This is a genomic window from Variovorax paradoxus, from assembly GCF_009755665.1.
GTDB classification, from domain to species: Bacteria; Pseudomonadota; Gammaproteobacteria; order Burkholderiales; family Burkholderiaceae_C; genus Variovorax; species Variovorax paradoxus_G.
On sequence record NZ_CP046622.1, the window covers coordinates 852,107 to 875,558 of the forward strand.

At 67.4% G+C, this 23,452-nt stretch carries 22 protein-coding genes; 8 read left to right on the plus strand and 14 right to left on the minus strand.

Annotation, left to right across the window (positions count from 1 at the left end):
• Positions 1 to 5 precede the first annotated feature (5 nt).
• Both GOQ09_RS03900 and GOQ09_RS03905 read right to left on the minus strand, forming a co-directional pair.
• On the minus strand, positions 6 to 1,214 hold the full coding sequence (locus GOQ09_RS03900; protein WP_157611974.1) for an acyl-CoA dehydrogenase family protein: 1,209 nt from the start codon (positions 1,212 to 1,214) through the stop codon (positions 6 to 8).
• A gap of 25 nt (positions 1,215 to 1,239) precedes the next feature.
• Positions 1,240 to 3,384, minus strand: coding sequence for a 3-hydroxyacyl-CoA dehydrogenase NAD-binding domain-containing protein (locus GOQ09_RS03905; RefSeq protein ID WP_157611975.1), 2,145 nt, complete (start codon positions 3,382 to 3,384; stop codon positions 1,240 to 1,242).
• A gap of 155 nt (positions 3,385 to 3,539) precedes the next feature.
• On the opposite strand from GOQ09_RS03905, the gene GOQ09_RS03910 reads away from it, so the two are divergent.
• A complete protein-coding gene (locus tag GOQ09_RS03910) occupies positions 3,540 to 4,460 on the plus strand; it encodes a LysR family transcriptional regulator (protein WP_157611976.1) in 921 nt (306 codons plus the stop codon).
• Here GOQ09_RS03910 and GOQ09_RS03915 read toward each other — a convergent pair.
• On the minus strand, positions 4,445 to 4,684 hold the full coding sequence (locus GOQ09_RS03915) for a hypothetical protein (RefSeq protein ID WP_157611977.1): 240 nt from the start codon (positions 4,682 to 4,684) through the stop codon (positions 4,445 to 4,447). The two genes, GOQ09_RS03910 and GOQ09_RS03915, sit on opposite strands and share 16 nt — an antisense overlap.
• A gap of 138 nt (positions 4,685 to 4,822) precedes the next feature.
• On the opposite strand from GOQ09_RS03915, the gene GOQ09_RS03920 reads away from it, so the two are divergent.
• The 3 genes from GOQ09_RS03920 to GOQ09_RS03930 are packed head-to-tail and all read left to right on the plus strand — an operon-like array spanning position 4,823 to position 8,070.
• Positions 4,823 to 6,076, plus strand: a complete 1,254-nt coding sequence (locus GOQ09_RS03920) for a putative DNA modification/repair radical SAM protein (protein WP_157611978.1) — start codon at positions 4,823 to 4,825, stop codon at positions 6,074 to 6,076.
• A 15-nt stretch (positions 6,077 to 6,091) separates the two neighbouring features.
• Entirely contained in the window at positions 6,092 to 7,555 is a 1,464-nt protein-coding gene (locus tag GOQ09_RS03925; RefSeq protein ID WP_157611979.1) for a UdgX family uracil-DNA binding protein, read from the plus strand.
• A complete protein-coding gene (locus GOQ09_RS03930; RefSeq protein ID WP_157611980.1) occupies positions 7,552 to 8,070 on the plus strand; it encodes an ureidoglycolate lyase in 519 nt (172 codons plus the stop codon). The genes GOQ09_RS03925 and GOQ09_RS03930 overlap by 4 nt, the downstream gene beginning before the upstream one ends.
• A gap of 20 nt (positions 8,071 to 8,090) precedes the next feature.
• Here GOQ09_RS03930 and GOQ09_RS03935 read toward each other — a convergent pair whose 3' ends face one another.
• From GOQ09_RS03935 to GOQ09_RS03960, 6 genes are all read right to left on the minus strand, one after another.
• A complete protein-coding gene (locus tag GOQ09_RS03935) occupies positions 8,091 to 9,272 on the minus strand; it encodes an amidase (protein WP_157611981.1) in 1,182 nt (393 codons plus the stop codon).
• Between the two features lie 30 nt (positions 9,273 to 9,302).
• Complete coding sequence (locus tag GOQ09_RS03940) at positions 9,303 to 10,295, minus strand: ABC transporter ATP-binding protein (RefSeq protein WP_157616572.1); 993 nt, start codon at positions 10,293 to 10,295, stop codon at positions 9,303 to 9,305.
• Between the two features lie 56 nt (positions 10,296 to 10,351).
• Entirely contained in the window at positions 10,352 to 11,392 is a 1,041-nt protein-coding gene (locus tag GOQ09_RS03945) for an ABC transporter ATP-binding protein (protein ID WP_157611982.1), read from the minus strand.
• 346 nt (positions 11,393 to 11,738) lie between these two features.
• The gene (locus GOQ09_RS03950) at positions 11,739 to 12,644 is read right to left on the minus strand and encodes an ABC transporter permease (RefSeq protein WP_157611983.1); all 906 of its coding nucleotides are present in this window, start codon (positions 12,642 to 12,644) and stop codon (positions 11,739 to 11,741) included.
• A 5-nt stretch (positions 12,645 to 12,649) separates the two neighbouring features.
• Complete coding sequence (locus GOQ09_RS03955; protein WP_157611984.1) at positions 12,650 to 13,603, minus strand: ABC transporter permease; 954 nt, start codon at positions 13,601 to 13,603, stop codon at positions 12,650 to 12,652.
• Complete coding sequence (locus GOQ09_RS03960; protein WP_157611985.1) at positions 13,603 to 15,261, minus strand: ABC transporter substrate-binding protein; 1,659 nt, start codon at positions 15,259 to 15,261, stop codon at positions 13,603 to 13,605. The genes GOQ09_RS03955 and GOQ09_RS03960 overlap by 1 nt, the downstream gene beginning before the upstream one ends.
• A 136-nt stretch (positions 15,262 to 15,397) precedes the next feature.
• Between GOQ09_RS03960 and pyrC the strand changes: the two genes are divergently transcribed.
• The 4 genes from pyrC (at position 15,398) to htpX (ending at position 19,001) form a co-directional block, all read left to right on the plus strand.
• Entirely contained in the window at positions 15,398 to 16,429 is a 1,032-nt protein-coding gene (gene pyrC / locus GOQ09_RS03965) for a dihydroorotase (protein WP_157611986.1), read from the plus strand.
• Positions 16,426 to 17,238 (plus strand): NYN domain-containing protein, encoded by an 813-nt coding sequence (locus GOQ09_RS03970; RefSeq protein WP_157611987.1) that lies wholly within the window; start codon positions 16,426 to 16,428, stop codon positions 17,236 to 17,238. The genes pyrC and GOQ09_RS03970 overlap by 4 nt, the downstream gene beginning before the upstream one ends.
• Positions 17,235 to 17,975 carry a DUF3025 domain-containing protein gene (locus tag GOQ09_RS03975; RefSeq protein WP_157611988.1) on the plus strand — a complete coding sequence of 247 codons (741 nt, stop codon included), beginning with the start codon at positions 17,235 to 17,237 and terminating at the stop codon, positions 17,973 to 17,975. The genes GOQ09_RS03970 and GOQ09_RS03975 overlap by 4 nt, the downstream gene beginning before the upstream one ends.
• Positions 17,976 to 18,128: 153 nt before the next feature.
• Positions 18,129 to 19,001: a protease HtpX gene (htpX, locus tag GOQ09_RS03980; RefSeq protein ID WP_126747554.1), complete on the plus strand. Its 873-nt coding sequence runs from the start codon at positions 18,129 to 18,131 to the stop codon at positions 18,999 to 19,001.
• An 80-nt stretch (positions 19,002 to 19,081) separates the two neighbouring features.
• Here the strand turns inward: htpX and GOQ09_RS03985 are convergent, their stop codons facing one another.
• The 5 genes from GOQ09_RS03985 to GOQ09_RS04005 form a co-directional block, all read right to left on the minus strand.
• Positions 19,082 to 19,627: a hypothetical protein gene (locus GOQ09_RS03985; RefSeq protein WP_157611989.1), complete on the minus strand. Its 546-nt coding sequence runs from the start codon at positions 19,625 to 19,627 to the stop codon at positions 19,082 to 19,084.
• The gene (locus GOQ09_RS03990; RefSeq protein ID WP_242630983.1) at positions 19,624 to 20,034 is read right to left on the minus strand and encodes a hypothetical protein; all 411 of its coding nucleotides are present in this window, start codon (positions 20,032 to 20,034) and stop codon (positions 19,624 to 19,626) included. Before GOQ09_RS03990 ends, GOQ09_RS03985 begins: the two co-directional genes overlap by 4 nt.
• 179 nt (positions 20,035 to 20,213) lie before the next feature.
• Complete coding sequence (locus GOQ09_RS03995) at positions 20,214 to 21,083, minus strand: ProQ/FINO family protein (protein ID WP_157611991.1); 870 nt, start codon at positions 21,081 to 21,083, stop codon at positions 20,214 to 20,216.
• Between the two features lie 57 nt (positions 21,084 to 21,140).
• Positions 21,141 to 21,779, minus strand: coding sequence for a flavin reductase family protein (locus GOQ09_RS04000; protein ID WP_157611992.1), 639 nt, complete (start codon positions 21,777 to 21,779; stop codon positions 21,141 to 21,143).
• A gap of 12 nt (positions 21,780 to 21,791) precedes the next feature.
• Positions 21,792 to 23,432, minus strand: a complete 1,641-nt coding sequence (locus GOQ09_RS04005; protein WP_157611993.1) for an NAD(P)/FAD-dependent oxidoreductase — start codon at positions 23,430 to 23,432, stop codon at positions 21,792 to 21,794.
• Between the last annotated feature and the right edge of the window lie 20 nt (positions 23,433 to 23,452).

Here is a 23,452-nt window from a genome sequence, read left to right on the forward strand (position 1 = left end):
CTCCTTTACAGCCCGAGGATCATCTTGCTGATGATGTTCTTCTGGATTTCATTCGAGCCGCCGAAGATCGACAGCTTGCGGTTGTTGAAGTAGCGCGCGGCCGCGGCCGACGCGTAGGCGGGGCCGAAGGTTTCGCCGTCGAAGCCGTCGTGCAGCGCTTCTTCGATGAAGGGCCGGCCGTACACGCCCATCGCACGGCGCGCGAGCGACGAAATCTCTTGCCGGATCTCGGTGCCGCGGATCTTGAGCATCGAGCTCTCCGCGCCTGGCACGCCGCCGCCCGCTACCGCCGCAATCACGCGCAGGTTGGTGGTCTTCATGTTCTCCAGGTCGATCTCGACCCGCGCCATGCGCGCGGCAAAGGCCGGGTCTTCCGCCAGGGGCTTGCCATTTTTCGTTTGCGTGGCCGCAATGCCCTTGAGCTGTTCGAGCGCGGCCACCGAAAAGCCCACGCCCGCGATGTTGGTGCGCTCGTAGGTGAGGAGGTACTTGGCGCAGGTCCAGCCCTTGTTCTCTTCGCCGACCAAATTCTCGGCCGGCACGCGCACGTCGGAGAAGAACACCTCGTTCACCTCGTGCTCGCCGTCCAGCGTGATGATCGGGCGCACTTCCACGCCGGGCGAAGTCATGTCGATCAGCAGGAAGCTGATGCCTTCCTGCTTCTTTGCCTCGCGGTTGGTGCGCACCAGGCAGAAGATCATGTTGGCATGCTGGCCCAGCGTGGTCCAGGTCTTTTGGCCGTTCACAATGTAGTGGTCGCCTCGGGCATCGATGCCGCGCACGGCGGATGTCTTTACCGCCGCCAGGTCGGAGCCCGCGCCGGGCTCCGAATAGCCCTGGCACCACCAGTCGGAGCCGTCGAGGATGCGCGGCAGCCAATGGCGCTTTTGCGCCTCGTTGCCGTACTTGATGAGCACCGGCCCCAGCATGTTCACGCCGAAGGGCACGATGCGCGGCGCAAAGGCCAGCGCGCATTCGTGCTCGAAGATGAATTTTTCGACCGCCGTCCAGCCCGGCCCGCCGTACTGCTCGGGCCAGTGGTTGGCGAGCCAGCCGCGCTCGTTGAGGATGGCGTGCCATTCCTCCATGTCGGCCTTGGCGAGGATCTTGCCGCCGCTCACCTTGGCCGAGAGGCGCGCGGGCAGCTTGCCGGCCAGGAAGGCGCGCACTTCCGCGCGGAAGGCTTCTTCTTCAGGGGTGAAGTTCAGGTCCATGGCGTCGCTTCTTTAAAAAAGGGGGTCAGGCGTGATTGAGGCTGTCGAAGTTCGCGCCGCGTTCGACCAGTTCCACCAGCAGCGGCGAGGGCTGCCAGAACAACGGGTCTTCCTTCGCAAACTCGCGGATGTCGGCCAGCACCTTCGGCAGGCCCACGGTGTCGGCGTACTTCATCGGGCCGCCGCGGTGGCGCGGAAAGCCGTAGCCGTAGAGAAAGGTCACGTCCACGTCGAGCGGTCGCAGCGCGATGCGTTGGTGCACGACGTTGGCGCCCTCGTTGATCATCGCGGCCATGTAGCGGCGCATGATTTCTTCTTCGGTGAAGGCGCGCGGCTTGATGCCGGCGCGCTCGCGCTCGGCGTCGATGATGGCCAGCACCTCGGGGTCGGGTACACCGGTGCGCGCGCCTTCGGGGTACAGGTAATAGCCGCGCTGCGTCTTCTGGCCGAACCAGCCGCGCTCGCAGATGCGGTCGGCAACCTGCACGTAGCGCGCCTTGGGGTCGCGCGTGGCGGCCTTGCGCTTGCGCGTGGCCCAGCCAATGTCTCCGCCCGCCAGGTCCGACACCTGGAACGGCCCCATCGGGTAGCCGAAATTGCGCACCGCCTCGTCGATCTGGTAGGGCGAGGCGCCGTCTTCCATCATGTGGTCGGCGGCCTGGCGGTACACCGCGAGGATGCGATTGCCGATGAAGCCGTCGCATACGCCGGCGCGCACGGGCACCTTCCTGAGCTTCTTCGCAAGCTCGAAGCCGGTGGCCACCACGTCGGCACTTACCTTGGCAGGCACCACGATCTCCAGCAGCTTCATGATGTTGGCCGGCGAGAAGAAATGCAGGCCCACCACGTCCTGCGGGCGCGAGATGCTGGCGGCGATTTCGTCGATGTCGAGGTACGAGGTGTTGGTGGCCAGCACCGCGCCGGGCTTGCACACCCGGTCGAGCTCGGCGAACACGGCCTTCTTCACGCCCATGTCTTCGAACACCGCTTCGACCACGATGTCGGCCTGCGCGAGCGCGTCGTATGAGGTGGAGCCCGAGAAGCGCGCCATCACGGCCGCCTTGGCCTCGGGCGTCATGCGGCCCTTGCCGATCAGGCCGTCGTACACCTTTTCGACATGCTGGCGGCCGCGCGCAAGGCTGGGCTCGTCGCGCTCGATCATGGTCACGGGCAGGCCCGCGTCGAGCATCGCCACCGCAATGCCCGCGCCCATGGTGCCGCCGCCGATGATGCCGGCCGATTCGATGGCGCGCGGCTTGGCGGCCTTGGTTTCGGGCGCCTTCAGTACTTCGCGCTCGGCGAAGAAGGCGTGGATCAGGCCTGCGCGCTGGGGGCTGTCGATGCACTGCAGGAACAGCTTGCGCTCCAGCGCCATGCCGTCGTCGAAAGGCAGCGTGAGCGCGGCTTCGACGGCTTCGATGATCTTCATCGGCGAGAAAAGCCCACGGCTCTTCCTGGCGGTGTCGGCGCGCGCCGCTTCGAGCGCGGCGCGGCTGGCCTCCGCATCGGCCAGGCCGGCGGCCTCGCGCGTACGGCGCACCGGCGCCTTGGCAGCGGCGAGTTCTTGTGCATAGGCAAGGCCTTCGGCGCGCGCATCGGCCTGGGTGCCAAGGCGGTCGACCAGCCCGAGCGACAACGCTTCCTTTGCCCCGGCGTGGCGGCCGCTGAGCATCAGCTCGAGTGCGGGCTTCACGCCGATGAGGCGCGGCGCGCGCTGCGTGCCGCCCGAGCCGGGCAAGAGGCCGAGCTGCACTTCGGGCAAGCCCAGCTTGGCCGAAGGGGCGGCCAGGCGGTAGTGCGCCGACAGCGCCACTTCGAGGCCGCCGCCAAGTGCCGCGCCGTGAATGGCGGCGATCACAGGCTTCGTGCAGTTCTCGATCTTCAGGCACACCTCGGGCAGTGAGGGCGGCTGCGGCGTCTTGCCGAACTCGCGGATGTCCGCACCCGCGATGAAGTTGCGGCCGGCGCCGACGATCAGCACCGCGGCGGCCGCGCTGTCGACCTCCGCCGCCTCAATGGCAGCAACCAGGCCGCGGCGCACATCCACGCCCAGGGCGTTGACGGGCGGGTTGTCGATGGTCACCACGAACACGCCGCCCGGATGCGGGGCGCGCTCGAAGCTGACAGGGTTGGAAGAAGACGCGGGAAGGCTGGAGTCGGTGGTGGCCATGTCTTGTCTCTCTTGTCTCTTTCGTGGCGAGCCCTGCAAATGCGCGGCGGACTCGGGTTCCAGGGTGAACCCAGCATTCTTTGCCCGATGCGGCGCTTTGACAATTGCATAGACGGTTGACAGACTGTCAAAGGATTTTTGACACAATCCGGGGCATGGACCTCCAATCGCTGACCTTGCTGGTGGAAATCCTCGACGCGGGCAACCTGAGCGCGGCGGCACGCCGGCTCAAGATGAGCCGCGCCAATGTCAGCTACCACCTGAACCAGCTGGAGCGCTCGGTGGGCGCCCAGCTGGTGAGGCGCACCACCCGCCGCGCCGAGCCGACCGAGATCGGCCTGCGCCTTTACCAGCATGGGGTCGCCATCCAGACCGAATTGCTGGCCGCAAAAGAATCCGTCACCACGCTGGGGCAGGGCCTGCAGGGCCGCGTGCGGCTGAGCGTGCCGAGCGGCTACGGCCAACTGGTCATGGCCGACTGGCTGATCGACTTCAAGCGCCAGTACCCCGGCATCGTGCTGGACGTGGTGTTCGAAAACCGCATCGAAGACTTGCTGCGCGACGAGGTCGACATTGCGATTCGCGTGGTGCCGGAGCCGCCGCAGAACCTTGTGGCGCGGGAGCTGGGGCCGGTGCGCTACGTGGCCTGCGCCTCGCGCGACTATGCGCAGAAGCACCCGCTGCCGGTGCAACTGGACGAGTTGCAGGGCGCACCGGTGGTCACCGCCGCGGTCATTGGCCGGGAGCTGCGCGTGTCGGCCTACCAGGGTGAGACCCGGCGCGAGGTGATCCTAGAGCCGACGCTGATTTCAGAAAACTTCTTGTTCCTGCGCCAGGCCATCCTCGCGGGGCTCGGCATTGGCCTGGTGCCCGACTACGTGGTGCAGGACGACGTGCGCCGGGGCGAGGTGGTGACCACGCTGGACGACTGGCGCCTGAGTATTTTCGGCACGCAGATGTTCATGCTCTACATGCCCAACCGGCAGCACACGCGGGCGATCCGCACCTTCATCGACTTCATTCTGGAACGGGTGCGGCCGCCCGCTACGGAGCCGGCCGATCAGTCGCAGCGGTAGGTGACTTCGGCTTCCGGCGCGCGCGCCGCCGCCTTCGGATCGAGGTAGCGCAGCGGAGCGCCGAAGTTGCGGCAGTAGGCCTCGGCATCCTTCACCGAGGGCGACTTGAACACGCCGTCGCCCAGCCAGGTGACGCGGGGCGCGGGCCGCGCGGCGCATCCGGCCAGGACGAGAGCCGCGAGAGGCAGGGCAAAGAAAGCGGAGAGGGCGGGTGGGCGGCGCATCGGAAAGCGCATCGCTGCGCATGGGTGGAGGAGAGCCCGCGACTTTAGCGGCTGTAAGACCCTGGGCTTTCCCGTTCTTCAAGACACGCACCCTTCAAAACTGTATATTCATACAGTATTTCAGTACCCCAGTTTTCCGTGGACCTCCAGCGCAAACTCGCCATCCTCGCGGACGCCGCCAAGTACGACGCTTCATGCGCCTCCAGCGGCTCGCAGCCGCGCGACTCGCTCGGCGGGCGCGGCATCGGCTCGACCGAGGGCGCCGGTATCTGCCACAGCTTTGCGCCCGACGGCCGCTGCATCTCGTTGCTCAAGGTGCTGCTCACCAACCACTGCCAGTACGACTGCCTCTACTGCGTCAACCGCGCGTCGAGCAACGTGCCGCGCGCGCGTTTTCGCGTCGACGAGGTGGTGCAACTCACACTCGACTTCTACCGCCGCAACTGCATCGAAGGCTTGTTCCTTTCCAGCGGCATCGTCAAGTCGCCCGACCACACGATGGAGCAGGTGGTCGAGGTGGCGCGCACGCTGCGCGAAGACCACGACTTTCGCGGCTATATCCACCTGAAGACCATTCCCGATGCGAGCGATGAACTCATCGCGCGCGCCGGCCGCTATGCCGACCGCCTGAGCATCAACGTCGAGATGCCGACCACCGAAGGCCTGCAGGCGCTCGCCCCCGAGAAGGACGAAAGCGCCATCCGCCGATCGATGGCGCGGCTGCGCCTGCGCATCGACGACACGCGCGAAGAGGCGCGCCGCGTGGTGCCAATTCGCGCGCTGCCCGGCGCGGCGCCCGCCGCCGCAAAGCCGCCGCCCTTTGCGCCCGCGGGCCAGAGCACGCAGATGATCGTCGGCGCAGATGCCACCGACGACCGGCAGATCCTCGCGTCGAGCGCCACCCTCTACGGCGCCTACAAGCTCAAGCGCGTGTACTACTCCGCGTTCAGCCCCATCCCCGATGCCGCCCGCGCTCTGCCGCTGGTGGCGCCGCCGCTGATGCGCGAGCATCGGCTCTACCAGGCCGACTGGCTCATGCGCTTCTACGGCTTCGGGCACCAGGAAATCGTGGCCGAGCCCGACGGCCTGCTGCGGCTCGACGTCGATCCCAAGCTCGCCTGGGCACTCGCGCATGCCGATCGCTTTCCGGTCGACCTGAACCATGCGCCGCGCGAAATGCTGTTGCGCGTGCCGGGGCTCGGCGTCAAAGCCGTCGAGCGGCTGCTGCAGGCACGGCGCGTGCGCCGGGTGCGCGCGGACGACCTGCGGCGGCTGCACGTGCCGGCGCGCAAGGTGCTGCCGTTTGTCGTTGCAGACGGGCACCGGCCATCGCGCGGAGCGCCCATGCCTTCGCCGGCGCCGCAGCGCCCGGCGCAAGCCTCGCTGTTCTGAGCTGAGGTATTCGCCATGCATGTGCGGCTCGACGACCCGGTCGATCTCGACGCCTTTCGCCGGCATGCGCGGCAGCTGCTCGCCGCGGGCGTGCCGCCGGACCGCGTCGAATGGAACGCGGCGCAGGCCGCTGGCGATGCCGCCGATCTGTTCGGCGCTGCGAGCGATGCGGCGCCGCCAGCAGCGCTTGCCTCCGCCGCGCAGCATCAGCCTGTGCCCGCATGGTTCGTCGAGCTGTGCGGCGACGTCATCCTGCATCGCGACTCGCAGCGCTTTGCGCTCTTGTACCGGCTGCTGTGGCGCCTTTCGCACGAGCCCGCGTTGCGGCACGATCCGCTCGACGCCGACCTGATGCAGGCCCGGCAGATGGCCAAGGCCGTGCACCGCGACATCCACAAGATGCGCGCCTTCGTGCGCTTTACCCGCGTACAGGGCGACGACGGCCTGGAGCGCCACGTGGCGTGGTTCGAGCCCGAGCACCGCATCGTCGAGGCCAATGCGCCGTTCTTTTCGCGGCGCTTCGCGCAAATGCGCTGGGCCATCCTCACGCCCGAGCGCTGCGTCGAATGGAACGGCCAGGCGCTGGCCTTCCAGGGCGGCGCCGACCGCCGCGAGAAACCGCCGCCCGATGCCGGCGAGCAGCTCTGGCTCACCTACTACGAACACATCTTCAACCCGGCACGCCTCAAGCTCGCGATGATGCGGCGCGAAATGCCGCGCCGCTACTGGCACAACCTGCCAGAGGCCGCGCTGATCCAGCCGCTGGCCGAGGCGGCTGCGGCGCGCAGCCAGTCGATGATCGAGGCGCCGCCCACCGCGCCGCGCCGCATCCGCGCGCCCGTTGCGCTGCACCTGCGGCCGGCGGCGGGCGTGGCGCCCGCCAGCCTTGGCGAGCTTCGCGCGGCGGCGCATGCCTGCCGCGATTGCCCCATCGGCGCGCTCGCCACGCAGGCCGTGTGCGGCGAAGGCCCGCTCGGCGCCACGCACATGCTGGTCGGCGAACAACCGGGCGACCAGGAAGACCTCGCGGGCCGCCCCTTCGTCGGGCCCGCGGGCCAGCTGCTCGACCGTGCAATGGCGCAGCTGGGCTGGGCGCGCGACGCCGTGTACCTGGCCAACGCCGTCAAGCACTTCAAGTACGAGCTGCGCGGCAAGCGCCGCATCCACAAGACCGCGGGCCAGCGCGAGGCCGAAGCCTGCGCGCACTGGCTCGACAGCGAGATTTCGCTGGTGCGCCCGCAGGGTCTGGTGGCGCTGGGCGCGACGGCCGCGCGCACGCTGCTGGGGCGGCCGGTGGCGGTGCAGACCGAGCGCGGTGCGTGGCTGCACGAGCGCGGCGATGGCCGGCCCGTGTTCGTCACCCTGCATCCTTCAGCGCTGCTGCGCCTGCCGTACCCGGAGCAGGGCGAAGCCTTCGGGCGCTGGCTGGCCGATCTTGCGTTGGCGCGCGGCACGCTTTCTGCTGCAATCGCCGCATGAACGAACAAGCTTCCTGCGCAACCGCCTTGCGGGTCGCGCCGCTGACACCGCAGGCCTTTGCGCCCTTCGGTACCGTGATCGAGGCGCCCGCCGCCGGTGGCCGCAACATCAACGGCGGCAACGCAAGGCGCTTCGACCTGCTCGACAACCTGCAGCTCGATGCCGCCGGCGGCCGCCCGATGCTCGCGCTGTTCCGTGCCGCGGCGCGCAGCTTTCCGCACGCAGTGGCCGAGATGGAGCGCCATGCGCTCGGCAGCCAGACCTTCGTGCCCCTGGGCGAGCGGCGCTTCGTGATCGTGGTCGCGCGTGCAGGCGAAGCGCCTGCCTCGGCCGGCGAGCTGGCCGCCTTCGTTACCAACGGAAAGCAGGGGGTGGTGCTTGCGCCCGGCACCTGGCACCACGCGCTGCTGGCGGTGGACGCGGGCGACTTCGTGGTGATAGAGCGCGCCGCTGGGACTGTCGATTGCGACCTCTGCGCGCTCCCGGCGCCGGCGGCCATCGACTGGAAAGACTAGGCGCGCTGCGCCGCAATGCGTCAGCTGGCGGCGATGCGCTCGGCCATCCGGATCAATGAGCGGTCAGAGCCTGCCGGCCCGAGCAGCGAAATGCCCAGCGGCGCGCCGTCGCGCGAAGCCAGCGGCATCGACAGCTGCGGAAAGCCGCTGAGGCCTGCAATGCACAGCATCCGGATCGCGCGGTTGCGGTAGTCCTCCAGCCCGGCCTCGCTTTCGCTGCGCAGCGGCGCAATGTCGGGCATGGTCGGCATCAGCAGCACGCCGTCGGTGCCCAGCAAGGCGGCCAGGTGCGCGCGAAACGCGGCGCGAAAGACGCGCGCGGCCACCACCTGCGCATCGGTCACGTCGCGCGACCACGCAAAGCGCTCGGCCACGCCCGGGCCCAGCGGCGGCGCATAGCGCTCGATCAGCGGGCCGTCGGTGAGCCAGGCCTCGCGCGACTGCAGGTAGCGAAAGTTCCAGTACATCGCATCGAACGATTCCATCGCCACAGTCGTGCTCTGCGCGGGCCCGAGCAGGCCTTGTACACGGTCGATCACGCCTTGCAGCGCCTTCGTGGCGGCGGGCGCCGCCAGGCCCCACACGTCGTCGGGGCCCAGCAGGCGCACGCGTTCGGGCAGCGCCGGGGTGTCGGCGCCCAGCAGCACGTCGGCCACGCGCGCGAAGGTGCCGATGTCGCGCGCGAACCAGCCGCAGGTGTCGAAGCTCGGCGCAAGGTCGAGCGCGCCTTCCAGGCTCACGCGGCCGTGCGTCGGGCGCAGGCCGTACAGGCCGCAATGGTTGGCCGGCGCACGCACCGAGCCACCGGTGTCGGTGCCGAGCGCAAAGTCGCAAAGGCTGGACGACACCGCCGAGGCCGAGCCCGACGACGAGCCGCCCGTGATGCGGTCCTTCGCGGCCCCGTTGATGGGGGCGCCGAAATGCGCGTTGTTGCCGTTCATCGAGAACGCGAGTTCGTCGGTCACTGTCTTGCCGGCGAAGCGCGCGCCCGCATCGAGCAGCTTTTGCACGGTAGGCGCGGTACGGGTCTTGATGCCCGACATCGCCAGCACGATGGGGTTGCCGCCGCCGGTGGGGTAGCCGGCCACGTCGAACAGGTCCTTGGCGGCAAAGCTCAGGTCGGCCAGCGGACCGGTGGGCGCATGCGGCACAGGCACGTCGGGATACGGAACGAAGGCGTGGGCGGGGTCGTTCAAGGGCATGGTGCGTAGGTAGGAGTTGTGCAGTGCGGGTCAGGCGACCAGCGTGGGCGCAATGGCTGCTGCGGCGTCGGTGTGGATGCAGCGCGCGCGGTGGTTCGGCGCGAGTTCGACCACCGGCGGCTGCGCGGCGCGGCAGGCATCGGTGGCAAGCGCGCAGCGTTCGGCAAAGGCGCAGCCCGGCGGCAGCGCGGATAGATCGGGCGGCGCGCCGCCAATGGTCTCCAGCCGCGCACCGCGCGCCAGCGCCCCATGCGCGCGGCTCTTGAGCAGCGCGATGGTGTAGGGGTGGCGCGGCGAGCGGATCAGCTCGCGCGCCGTGCCTTCCTCGACGATGCGGCCCGCATACATCACCGCAATGCGGTCGGCCACCTCCACCGCGGCGCCGATGTCGTGCGTGACGAAGATCACCGACAGGCCCAGGTCGCGCTGCAGTTCGCGCAGCAGCAGCAGGATTTGGATCTGCACCGTCGCGTCGAGCGCGGTGGTCGGCTCGTCGGCCAGCAGCAGCTGGGGCTTGCAGGCCAGTGCCAGCGCGATCATGGCGCGCTGGCGCATGCCGCCGGACATCTCGTGCGGATACGCGGCCAGGCGCCGCTCGGGGCTGGGAACGCGCACGCGCTCGAACAGCGCGAGCGCACGCTGGTGCGCCTCGGCCGCCGTCACTTTCTTCTCGTGCCGGCGGATCGATTCGACGATTTGCGCGCCGACCGAATACACCGGGTCGAGCGCGAGCAGCGGCTCCTGGAAGATCATCGAGGCGACCTTGCCGCGGAAATCGTCGAGCGCGCGCGCCGGCATCGCAAGCACGTCACGCCCGGCCACCTGCACGTGCCCGCCCATGCGCGTGCGGCGCTCGGGGTGCAGGCGCAGCAGCGTGCGCATGGTCACGCTCTTGCCGGAGCCCGATTCGCCGATGAGCGCGACCACTTCGCCGCGCTGCACTTCCAGGCTCACGCCGCTCACCGCATGCACGGGCTTGCGGCCGCCGCTGAAGGTGACGCTGAGGTCGCGCAGGCGGACCATCGGCTCGCCGGCGGGAATGACGTTGGTGCTGCCGTTGTTGCTGCTGCTGCTGTCGCTCATGCTGCCTGCCTCATCGGCGTTTGCGCCATCGGGTGCCCGCTCCCGGGCTCGAGAACAAGGCAGCTCGCCGCGTGCAACGAACCCGTGGCGACGGGCTCGGGCACCACCTGGCTGCACACCGGCGCGGCCAGCGCGCAGCGTGGATGAAAGCGGCAGCCGGAGGGCGGGTTGATCGGATTCGGCGGGTCACCGGCCAGCGCCGCTTCCATGGTGCGGTTGTCGGGGTCCATGGAGGGCATCGAAGAGAGCAGGGCGCGGGTGTAGGGATGCGCTGGCGCATCGTAGAGCGCGTCGGCCGGCCCGATCTCGGCCACCTGGCCGAGGTACATGACCATGACGCGGTCGCTCACGTAGCGCACCACGTTGAGGTCATGGCTGATGAAAAGATAGGTGAGGCCAAACTCGGCCTTCAGGTCGAGCAGCAAGTTGATGACTTGCGCTTCGACCGATTTGTCGAGCGCCGACACGGCCTCGTCCAGAATCACCATGCGCGGCTGCAGCGCAAGCGCGCGCGCAATGTTGACGCGCTGGCGCTGCCCGCCCGAGAGCTCATGCGGATACCGTTCGGCGAAGCGCTGCGGCTCCAGGCCCACGCGCGCGAGCAGGTCGCGCGCACGCGCCACAGATTCGCGCCGGCTCACGCCATGCACCTGCGGACCGAAGGCAACCGAGTCTTCGATGGTGAGGCGCGGGTTGAGCGAGGCATAGCTGTCCTGGAACACCATCTGCACCTGGCGCCGAAACTCCTTGAGCGGAAGTTCCCGGCCGCCGACTTCGCGGCCGTCAAAAATCACCTCGCCCCGGGTCGGTGCAATCAACTGCATCAGCAGCCGCGCAGTGGTCGACTTGCCGCAGCCCGATTCGCCGACCACACCCAGCGTTTCACCTTTGAGCACTTCGAAATCGACACCGTCCACGGCGCGGACCACGCCGCCGCCGCGGCCCAGGGGGTCTTTCTTGAGCGGGAAGTGCTTGACGAGGCCGGTTATGGTGAGCAGCGGCTGTGCGGGGCCGCCTATGTCTTTCATGGTGTCCATGTTGTCAGGCTCCTTTTGTTGCTTTTGTTTTTGGCGCTGTTGTTCAGGGCGTGTGCAAAGGCCACCGGGTACTCCCCTCCGCGAATGTCCCCCGGGCTTCGCCCTCCTCCTTTATTTCGCTGCGCGGAGCACCCGATGCCCTGTGCACTGGGGCACGCTCTGGGTGCACCGCTGATCAACGACTGCTCTGAATCACGCACCCGTCGATGGGGTGCCTTGCGCAGCGAAATAAAGGAGGAGGCCGCAGGCCGGGGGACATTCGCGGAGAAAGGTACCCCGTCGGCGGGTGAGCGCCCCGAAGACGGCTCGCAACAAACAACCGCAACAAAAGAACAAGCGCCCATCTTCATCCCTTGTTGTCCATCGCCGACCGCAATCCATCGGACAAAAGATTGAAAGAGATCGAAGTAATGAAGATCATCGCGCCAGGCAATGCGGCAACCCACGGCTGCACATAGATCGCAGTGCGCAGCGTGTTGAGCATCAGCCCCCACTCCGGCTCCGGCGGCTTTACGCCCAGTCCCAGGAACGACAGGCCCGAGGCCAGGATCATCGACACCGCGATCAGGCTCGTGGCGTACACAAAGATAGGCCCGAGCACGTTGCCCAGTACATGTACCCGCACGATGGTGAACGGGTTGGCGCCCGAGGCGCGCGCTGCCTCCACGTAGTCGCGCGTGCGCACCTGCGTCGTCACGCTTTCGGCCACGCGCGCAATCTGCGGAATGAAAACGATGGTGAGCGAGATCAGCGAGTTGACCACCCCCGCGCCCAGCGTGCCCGACAGCGCAATCGCCAGAAGCACCGACGGAAACGCGTAGAACACGTCGATGGTGCGCATGATCAGCGTGTTGGTGAGGCCGCCAGCGTAGCCCGCGACGATGCCGATCACCGTGCCGAGCACGAAGGCGCAGATCACCGGCGTGATGCCGATGAACAGCGAAAGCCGCGCGCCGACGATCAGGCGCGACAGCATGTCGCGGCCCAGCTCGTCGCTGCCGAGCGGCAAGCCCTCGGTGCCGATGGGCTTGAGCCGCTTGAGCATCGACGAGGCGTACGGGTCGGCCGGCGCGAGCCAGGGGCCGAACACGGCCAGGCCTATGAGCAGCAGCACCATCAAGGCGGCACCCATGGCGACCGGATCGCGCGTGAAGCGCAGCAGCGCCGAGGTCCAGTAGCCGCGCGAGCGCTGCATCGGCAGCGGCTTTGCATCGGCGGCTGCAGCAGGGGAGGGGATGGGAAGTGCGCTCATGGTGGTCAGGCCCGCGCAATCCGCGGGTCGAGCATGGTTTGCAGCACGTCGACCAGCAGGTTCAGCAACACGAAGAACAGCGCCAGCACCAGGATGGTTCCCTGCAGCAGCGGCAGGTCGCGCTGGAAGATGGCGGAGTTCAATAGAAAGCCGGTGCCGGGCCAGGAGAACACCGTCTCGATCAATATCGAGCCGCCGAGCAGGTAGCCCAGCTGCAGGCCCATCACGGCCAGCGCGGTGGGTGCCGCGTTCTTCACCATGTGGCGGAACACGCCGAAGTGCGTGAGGCCCTTGGCGCGCAGGCCGACAATGAATTCCTGGTCCAGGATGTCGGCCACCAGCGCGCGCACGGTGCGCGCAATGATGCCCATGGGAATCACCGACATGGTGAAGGCCGGCAGGATGAGGAACTGCACATGCTCCCAGTCCCACGCCCAGTCGCTGGAGCCGCCCGGCCCCGCGCCGGTGGCCGGCAGCCACATGAGCTGCGACGAGAACACGATCACCATCACCATGCCCAGCCAGTAGTGCGGCACGCTCACGCCCAGCACCGACAGCATCGAGGCGAAGCGGTCGATCCACGAGTTGCGGAAGTACCCCGCCACAAAGCCGAACAGGCAGCCCAGCACAAAGCCGATGAACGTGGCCACCACCGCCAGCCGCAGCGTGTTGCCCACGGCGGTGAACACCTCGCCCGCCACGGCCCGGTTGCTTGCGATCGAAACGCCCAGGTCGCCATGCAGCGCGCGCCAGATCCACATCGCGAACTGCTCGGGCAGCGAACGGTTAAAGCCATAGAGCTCGCGCAGCTGCGCCTGCAGGTCGGCCGAGGCGTCGGGCGGAAGAATCGACACCAGCGGATCGCCGGGCGCGATGTGCACGAGCAGAAAGCACACCAGCGCCACGCCGATCATGATCGGCACGGCGTAGACCACGCGGCGCAGCAAATAGGCCAGCATCAGTCCATCGTCATGGTTGCGATGTCGATGAACCAGCTTTTCGGCTGCACCACGTTCTTGACCTTGGCCGACATTGCACGCGGGCCGACGTCATGCGCGATCCAGACGAACGGTGCGTCGTCGACGATGTGCGCATGCAGCCTGGCCAGCGCGCCGTCCCGTGCCTTGTCGTCGAAGCTGGTGCGCGCATCGGCCACCAGCTTGTCGACCTCGGCGTTGCCGTAGTAGCCCCAGTTGTTGGACACCGGCGGGAAGGTCTTGGTGCTCACGAAACGCACCATGGCAAAGAACGGGTCCATGGCTGCAAAGCTCACGTTGGTGGCATTGGCGCCGTTGGCCGACGGGTCCTTCACGCCCTTGCGCCAGTTGGTGAAGAGCGTGTTCCATTCGATCACGTCGAACTCCACGTCGAAGAAGCACTGCTTGAGCGACTGCTGCGCAAATTCGTTCATGGGCAGCGGCTGCATCTGGCCCGAGCCCGAGGCCGAGATCTGCACCTTCACCTTGATCGGCTTGGCGGCCGAGTAGCCGGCCTGCGTCATGAGCGCCTGGGCGGCCTTCACGTCGTACTTGATGTCGAACTTGGGATTGCCCCACCACGGATGGCCGGGCGGCACGGTGCCCTTGGGCTCGGCCATCATGCCGCCGAGCAGCTGCTTCATGCCGCCGCGGTCGATGCACAGGTTGGCGGCCTGGCGCACGCGCTTGTCGAGCCAGGGCGAGCCTTCGGCGAAAGACAGCTGCCACGGCCACACGTGCGGCTGCGCGTTGGAATAGATCTTGAACCCGCGCTGCGTGATCTGCGGCATCGCATCGGGCGCAGGGGCTTCGATCCAGTCGACCTGGCCGCCGAGCAGCGCGGCAGTGCGCGCGTTGGCTTCGGGCATCGGCAGCATCACGACCTTGTCGATCTTGGGCACGCGCTTGGCATCCCAGTAAGCCTTGTTGGCGACCAACTCCAGCCGCTCGCGGGCCACGAAGCGCGTGACCTTGAACGGGCCCGAGCCTGCGGGGTCGGCGGCAAAGGCGGTCCATGCGGCCTTGGCCTTGTCGGCGTGCGTGGCGCCGGCCGCGGCGTCGAACTTCTTCTGCCACTGCGCGGGCGAGGCCATGAACAGGTTCGTCAGGTTGATCGGCAGGAAGGCGTCGGGCTCGCTGGTGGTGAGCTCGACCGTCATGTCGTCGACCTTGCGCGCGGTGCGCAGCGTCGGCATGCGCGAGGCGGTCACGCCCACCTGGCTCGGGTCGAACTGCGGTGCATCCTTGTCGAGCACCTTCTGCACGTTCCACACCACGGCGTCGGCATTGAAGGCCGAGCCGTCATGGAACTTGACGCCAGGGCGCAGCTTGAAGATCCACTTGGTCTTGTCCTTGGCGTCGACGACCCATGAATTGGCCAGCGCCGGAATCAGCACGCTCGGCGCGTCGGCCTTCGACAGGTCCCACTGCGTGAGCGAGTCGTAGATGGGAATGCCGGTGAAGCGGTTGCCCTCGAAGCCCTGGTCGGGCTGGCCCAGGGTGCGCGGAATATCGGCCGCCGTCATCGCGATGCGCAGCGTTTTCTCCTGGGCCAGGGCCGGCGTTGCAAAGGCCAGGGTGGCAAGCGCCGCACAGGCGGCCAGGGGTTTCAGGATCGAGGCAGGAACAGCACGCTTCACAGGAGCTCCTTGGGCTGAAAGGGCAAAGGGATCGAACCGGTGGTGAAGCACGACGTGTGCCAGCCGAGGTTTCCGGGGCCGCGCCCGGCCATCTCGGGCGCGTGCCGCGAGGCTGCGATGCGACAATTGCCCTCCCATGACAGACACCCTCACCATCACCCGCCCGGACGACTGGCATCTGCACGTGCGCGACGGCGCCGCGCTCGAAGCCGTGGTGCCGCACAGTGCGCGCCAGTTCGGCCGCGCGCTGATCATGCCGAACCTGCGCCCGCCCGTGACCACCGCGGCGCAGGCCACGGCCTACCGCGACCGCATTCGCGCCGCGGTGCCCGAAGGCACGGCCTTCGAGCCCGTGATGTCGCTCTACCTGACCGACAAGCTGCCGCCCGAAGAAATTGCGCTGGCTGCCCAGGCCGGCGTGCGCGCGCTCAAGCTCTACCCGGCCGGCGCCACCACCAACAGCGATGCCGGCGTAACGGACATCCGCCACACCTACAAGACGCTCGAGGCCATGCAGAAGCACGGACTGCTGCTGCTGGTGCACGGCGAAGTGACCGACCCTGCCATCGACCTGTTCGACCGCGAAGCCGTCTTCATCGACCGCGTAATGATTCCGCTGCGCCGCGACTTCCCCGAGCTCAAGGTGGTGTTCGAGCACCTCACCACGAAAGAGGGCGCTCACTACGTGCGCGACGCCGGCCGCTTCACGGCTGCCACCATTACCGCGCACCACCTGCTGTACAACCGCAACGCCATCTTCACCGGCGGCATTCGCCCGCACTACTACTGCCTGCCCGTGCTCAAGCGCGAGACGCACCGCGTGGCGCTCGTCGAGGCGGCCGCGAGCGGCAGCGACCGCTTCTTTCTGGGCACCGACAGCGCGCCGCACCCGGCGCACCTGAAGGAGCATGCGCTCGGCTGCGCCGGCTGCTACACCGCGCTGACCGCCATCGAGCTTTATGCCGAGGCCTTCGACAGCGTGGGCGCGCTCGACAAGCTCGAAGGCTTTGCGAGCTTCCACGGCCCCGACTTCTATGGCCTGCCGCGCAACAGCGACACCATCACGCTGAAGCGCGAAAGCTGGACCGTGCCCGAGACGGTGCCTTACGGCGACGCCACGCTGAAGCCGCTGCGCGGGGGTGAAACGGTGGCCTGGAGACTCGCATGACGCCCGCGCTGCGCGTGATGCTGCTGATCGATGCCGACAACGTTTCGGCCGACGTGATCGAGCAGGCCGTGCAGCGAACCATGTCCGAGTACGGCGCGGTGCATGTGCGCCGTGCCTACTGCAACGCCGAAACCGCGCTCAAGCAGCAGGCGCTCTTCAAGCAGTTGTCGGTGCGGCCGATGGTCAATATCTCGGCGGGCAAGAACAGCACCGACATCGCACTCGCCGTAGATGCCATCGACCTTGTCATGGCCGAGCGCCCCGATGTGGTGGTGCTGGTGTCTTCCGATTCCGACTTTGCGCCGCTCGTGATTCGCCTGCGCGAAAAGGGCTGCCGCGTGTGCGGCCTCGGGCAGCAGGGCAAGACGGGCGAAGAGACGGTGACGGTCTACGACGAATTCACCGACCTGCAGCACCATGGTGCGCCGGTGGCACCGCGCGCCGCGCCGGCGAAGAAGGCCGCGGCCAAGGTGGCCGCCAAGCGCGCGGCCGCCAAGACCGAGAAGAAAAGCGCAGCCGCGCCGGCCCGCAAGACCGCGGCCAAGACGCCGGCCCGAAAGACCGCCAAAGCAGCGAAGCCGGCACAGGCGCAGCCGCCTTCCGAAGCCGCCGAATTCATCCTGCAGGCGGCGCCCGCGCTGCGAAGCGGTGCCGACGTGCCGCTCAACGACGTGGCCCAGGCATTGCGCGCGGCCGGGCTGCTCGGCAAGCACGGCAGTTCGCTCAAGCTGTTCGACAAGCTCCCGGCGGAGTTCACCGTGCTGCAGCACCCCGACCGCATCCGCTGGACAGGGGCTCCCGCGTCTTGAGCCTGGCGGCGATCGACTGGGCGCAGCCCTGGCTTGCGCCTTATCGCGCCATAGGCGAGGCGGCCGCCCGCGCCGCACTTCACACCACCTCGGTGGCGGCCGCGCTTCAGCAGGGCACGGTGCCGGGCGCCTCGCCCGAGTTCGTGCCGCAGTTCGATCTGCCCGCGGGCCAGGCTTACGAAGCGCACATCTTCCAGACCGGCACGGTGCCCACGCGCGATAACCTGCACGACTTCTTCAACGGCCTGGTCTGGCTTGCCTTTCCGCAAACCAAGCGCCGCCTCAATGAGCTGCAAGCCGCGGAGATCGCCCGCAGGGGCATCGCGTCCACGCGCGGCGCGCTGCGCGATGCGCTCACGCTCTTCGACGAGAACGGCGCCGTGCTCGATGCGCCCGCACCGTTATGGAAGGCGCTGGCGGCGCGCGACTGGCATTCGCTTTTCGTGACGCAGCGCGCCCTTTGGGCCGAGGCGCGCCTGCTGGTGTTCGGCCATGCGCTGCTCGAGAAACTCGCCACGCCGCGAAAGGCGCTCACCGCGCATGTGCTGCTGCCTTTGCCGGAGGCGGGCAGGCAGCCGGCACTCGACGACGGGGCGCTCGCGCGCAGCCTCCATGCGGAATACCTGGTGCAGAAACCCTTCGTACCGCTGCCGGTGCTGGGCGTGCCGGGCTGGTGGCCGGAGAACGAACTGCCGGATTTCTACGACGACTCGAAGGTCTTCCGGCCCGGGCGGTAGAACTTTTGCTCCTATCATCGCTCTACCCGCGAGCCGCCGTGCAGGCCGCCTTCAGAACCAAACAACAACGGAAGAGGGCCACACATCGCACGGCTTGAAGAGAGCCATCCGGTCCTCATCTATGCGGCAGCGTTCCCCCACGGAGAATTCAACTTGAAACGTATCCTTCTGTTCGTTTTGACCAATGTGATGGTCGTTGCAGTGCTCGGCATCGTTGCCAGCCTGCTCGGCGTCAACCGCTTTCTGACGGCCAACGGGCTCAACCTGACGGCGCTGCTCGGCTTTGCGCTGATCATGGGCTTTGGCGGCGCGATCATTTCGCTGCTGATCAGCAAGCCCATGGCCAAGTGGACCACCGGCATCCGCATGATCGACAACCCCCAGTCGCCCGACGAGGCCTGGATCGTCGGCACCGTGCGCAAGTTTGCCGACAAGGCCGGCATCGGCATGCCCGAGGTCGGCATCTTCGAGGGCGAGCCCAATGCCTTTGCCACAGGCGCGTTCAAGAACTCGTCGCTGGTGGCGGTGTCCACCGGCCTGCTGCAGAACATGACGCGCGAAGAGGTCGAGGCTGTCATCGGCCACGAGGTGGCGCACATCGCCAACGGCGACATGGTGACCATGACGCTGATCCAGGGCGTGATGAACACCTTCGTCGTGTTCCTCTCGCGCGTGATCGGCTATGCGGTCGACAGCTTCCTGCGCCGCGGCGACGACCGTTCCTCCGGCCCCGGCATCGGCTACTACGTGAGCACCATCGTGCTCGACATCGTGCTGGGCTTTGCGGCGGCCATTGTGGTGGCATGGTTCTCGCGCCAGCGCGAGTTCCGCGCCGATGCCGGCGCCGCCGCGCTGATGGGCAACCGCCAGCCGATGATGAACGCGCTCGCACGCCTGGGCGGCCTGCCTGCCGGTGAACTGCCCAAGGCGGTCGAAGCCATGGGCATCACGGGCAGCATCGGCAAGCTGTTTGCCACGCACCCGCCGATCGAAGAGCGCATTGCAGCGCTGCAGAACGCGCGCTGATCACTGCGCAGAGGCGCAAGAAAAAGGGGCTGGTGAATCACCAGCCCCTTTTTTCATTCACCGAACGGTCTGTCGACCGATCAGAGATTGAGTGCCGCGATGGCTTCCAGGCCCTGCTTGATGTTGTTGCGCGCGGCACCTTCCACAGACATGCGCAGGCGGGTCGTGCCGACGAGCGAATCGAACGCGCCACCCGTGTAGGTCGACTTGATGACCTGGCGCATCGCCACCGACTTGTCAGAGGTCTTGATGAGCGACCAGCCCGCCTCCATGTCGACTGTGAACGCGGCGCCGAACGTGGGCTTGGTCAACTTGACGATCGAAACCGAGAGCTCGTAGTCGCCGCTCTTGCCCTTGACGACTTCCTTGAACAGGGCCGATTGCGTCACCGTCTTCTCGATCGCGGCAGCCAGGTCCTCGTTGGAGATATCCGAGCTCCACAGCGGGTTGGTTTCATTGCCGCCACCGGTTTTCACCGACAGCGAGTAGGGCAGCTTCTTGCTCGAGGCAATGCTGGTGGGCGTCATGGCCTCGCGGTTGGCCGACGAAGCGCAGCCCGCGAGCACGACGACGATGGAAAGAACGGCCAGGGCGCCTGCGCGGCGAAGGGTGGTGGTGCTGATCATTTGGATTTTTCCGATTCTTTGAAGATGTTGCCGACCACCTCGTCGACCATTTCGGTCGGCGAGAGGCGTGTGAGGGAGGAGTGGAGCGAATTGCCGGTGGCCAACGGAAAGTCGGATTTCGGCTCGCGGACCGTGACGGTTAGCTCGATCAGGTACATCGTGATGTCCCACATCCACTTGTCGACGTACGTCACGACTGCATCGACCTTCTCGGGCGGCTTGGCGTCTTCCGACACTTCATACCCGCGTTTTCGCAGATTGCTGGCGATCAGTTTCTGGATCGTGCCGTCTTCACCCTCAAGCTTCCTGACCTGCACCACGCGCAGCTTGTCGAGATTCGCCGAGGGGTCTGCGGTGGCTGTTGCGCGGTTGACGGCGCAGCCGCTCGCGAACACGGAAACAGCCACGGCTGCGAGAAGCAGCCTGATGACTCTTTTCAAATTAACTTCTCCTCCGCCCGAAATGGGCCGGAGAAATGTAACTGGAAATGTATAAAAACGTTTCCAGAGCGCCGATCTCTAGCGAAAAAATTTCGCCGCGCTCCGGTCAGCCTGCACAGTTGCGGCCTTCCGAGCGCTTCGGGCGTTCAATTGCCGGTGGCGGCGGGCTGGTCGGACCCGGTAGTGGCCGGTGCCGCTGCGGCGGCAGGCGCGGCGGTCTCGGCGGCAGCCAGTGCCCGCTTGTTGTCTTCACGCGCCCGTTGCAGCGTGCGCGTCACTTCTTCGGCGTCCATGCCGTACATCTCGGCAAAGGCCTGCTCGCTGTCGCGCCCGCTCGCCTCGAAGGCGCGCAGCAGCGCCTCGCGCTTGGCGGCTTGCCGGCCCAGTTCGGCCAGCGCCTCGTCGAGCACGGCATTGGTTTCTTCGTCGCGCGAGCGCACCAGCACCGCATAGGCTTCGCGGTCGAGGCCCGAGGCTTCCACGGCGCGGGCAATGCGTGCCACCAGCTGCGGACGCAGGTCCTCGCCGGGGTTGCGCTGCGCGCGGCGGCGGTGGAGTTCGAGGATGGCGTGGTGCACATGCTCGGGCGCCACGGGTTCCACCACGTTGCCGTCGAGGTCGTGCCGCGGAAGGCCCGCCGCCACGGCCTCGAGATAGCGCGTGGAGCGCGCATGCAGGCCGAGCGCGACCTTGAGGTCGTCCTTCTTGAAATCGTCGGGGTGCTTTTCGAGCAGGTCCTGGAACACGCCGAGCTTGAGCGGCAGGAAGCGCGCGCCGAACATGCCGGGATAAAGCTCGAACAGCTTTTCGAGCGCAGGGTGCACCTTGCGTGCGCGCTGCGGCTGTTGCTGCTGCGCCGCGGCCTGCTTGCCGGCCTTTTGTTTTTTCTGCTGCTGCCGTGGCTGGCGCGGCTGCCGGGGCGGGCGGGCACCTTCGGCGCGGGGCTGCTGGGCAGCGCCCCCGGCTTCCGTTTGCTGGACTTCCTGGATTTCTTGAGGCGTGGCGGTGTCGGTCATCGGTCGGTTCTTGTCAGGTTGGCAGCAGGCAGAAAGAAAAGCAATGTTCCCCCGCGCTCAGCGCGGTCGGAACATCTTGAAGAGATTGTCGGGGCTGATCTCGAAATAGTCGGCCGGGCCGCCGCCACGCAAGATGGGGCGCGCGGCAGCCGTGTCGTAAATGCCGTTCCTCAGCAGGTGCCGTGCAATGTGCACGCCCACCACTTCGCCGAGGATGAGCCACGTCGGCACCGGCTCGCCGTTCACGCCTTCGAGCTGCAGCAGCTGCGTGAGCCGGCACTCGAACGAAACCGGGCTTTCGGCCACGCGCGGCACCGCAATGTTGCGCGAAGCTGCTGGCGTGAGGCCGGCAAGCTCGAACTCGTTCACCTCGGGCGGCACGGCCGCGCACGACTGGTTCATTTGCTCGGCCAGCGGCCGGGTAGCCAGGTTCCAGCCGAACTCGCGCGTCTGGCGGATGTTGTGCAGGCTGTCCTTGGCGCCGATGCTCGCAAAGCCGACGATGGGCGGCGTGTAGTTGAAGGCGTTAAAAAAACTGTACGGCGCAAGGTTGAGCGCGCCGTTCTCGTCCTGCGACGAGATCCATCCGATCGGCCGCGGACCGACCATTGCATTGAACGGATCGTGCGGCAGGCCGTGCCCCTTGGCGGGCTCGTAGAAATGGAAGCCGTCTTCGGTGTTGTTGTTGCTGGACATGGCGGTGGCTCCTTATGCTTCGGTGACGCTGCGTGCCACCGCTTCGGCCACCTTGATGCCGTCCACGCCGGCCGAGAGAATGCCGCCCGCGTAGCTCGCGCCTTCGCCGGCCGGGTACAGGCCGCGCACATTGAGGCTTTGAAAGTCGTCGCCGCGCGTGATGCGAATGGGCGACGAGGTGCGCGTTTCAACGCCGGTCAGCACCGCATCGTGCAGGTCGAAGCCCTTGATCTTGCGGCCGAAGGCGGGAAAGGCCTCGCGCATCGCCTCGATGGCGTAGGCCGGCAGTGCCTGGTGCAGGTCGGTGGGCGTGACGCCGGGCTTGTACGAAGGCAGCACGCTGCCGAGCACGGTAGAAGGCTTGCCCGCGATGAAGTCGCCCACCAGCTGGCCCGGTGCGCGATAGTCGCCGCCGCCGAGCACGAAGGCGTTCGATTCGAGCTCGCGCTGCAGCGCGATGCCGGCGAGCGCGTCGCCCGCGGTCTCCGCCGTCCAGCCGGGAAAGTCGCGCGGGTCGATGCCCACCACGATGCCCGCGTTGGCGTTGCGCTCGTTGCGCGAATACTGGCTCATGCCGTTGGTGACCACGCGGCCCGGCTCGCTGGTGGCCGCCACCACGGTGCCGCCCGGGCACATGCAAAAACTGTAGACCGAACGGCCGTTGCTGGCGTGGTGCACCAGCTTGTAGTCGGCTGCGCCGAGCAGCGGATGGCCCGCATGGCGGCCCCAGCGCGCGCGGTCGATCAGGCCCTGGGGGTGCTCGACCCGAAAGCCGATGGAGAAGGGCTTGGCCTCGATGTGCACGCCGCGCTCGTGCAGCATGGTGAAGGTGTCGCGCGAACTGTGGCCAAGCGCCATCACCACGTGGTCGGCGCGTAGTTCGCTGCTTTGGCCGGTGGCCTGGTCGACCACCGTAAGGCCTCTAAGCTGGCCGTCTTCGATGCGCACGTCGGTCACGCGTTGCTCGAAGCGGATTTCGCCGCCCAGTGCCACGATCTGCTCGCGGATGTTCTCGACCACCTTCACCAGCTTGAAGGTGCCGATGTGCGGATGCGCGACGTAGAGGATTTCGGGCGGTGCGCCGGCCTTGACGAACTCTTCCATCACCTTGCGGCCGAGGAAGCGCGGGTCCTTGATCTGGCTGTAGAGCTTGCCGTCCGAAAAGGTGCCGGCCCCGCCTTCGCCGAACTGCACGTTCGACTCGGGGTCGAGCACGCTCTTGCGCCACAGGCCCCAGGTGTCACGGGTGCGCTGGCGCACCGTCTTGCCGCGTTCGAGCACGATGGGCTTGAAGCCCATCTTCGCGAGCATCAGCGCCGCAAAGATGCCGCAGGGGCCGAAGCCGATCACCACCGGCCGGGGCGCACCCTCGGGCGCGTGCGCCGGCGGCGTGTAGCGCATGTCGGGCGCAGGCTGGATGTGCGGATGGCCGGCATGCTTTGCGAGCAGCGCAGCCTCGAGCTTTGCATCGGTCAGCTGCACGTCGCAGATGTAGACCGTGAGCAGGTCGACCTTGCGCGCATCGAAGCTGCGCTTGAAGACGGTGTGGGAGGCGATCGCTTCGAGCGGGACGTCGAGGGTCCGGGCGATCAGGGTGACGAGCGCTTCAGGCGCGTGGTCGAGGGGAAGTTTGAGTTCGGAGATTCTCAGCATGACGGTGGCTTGTGGTTATC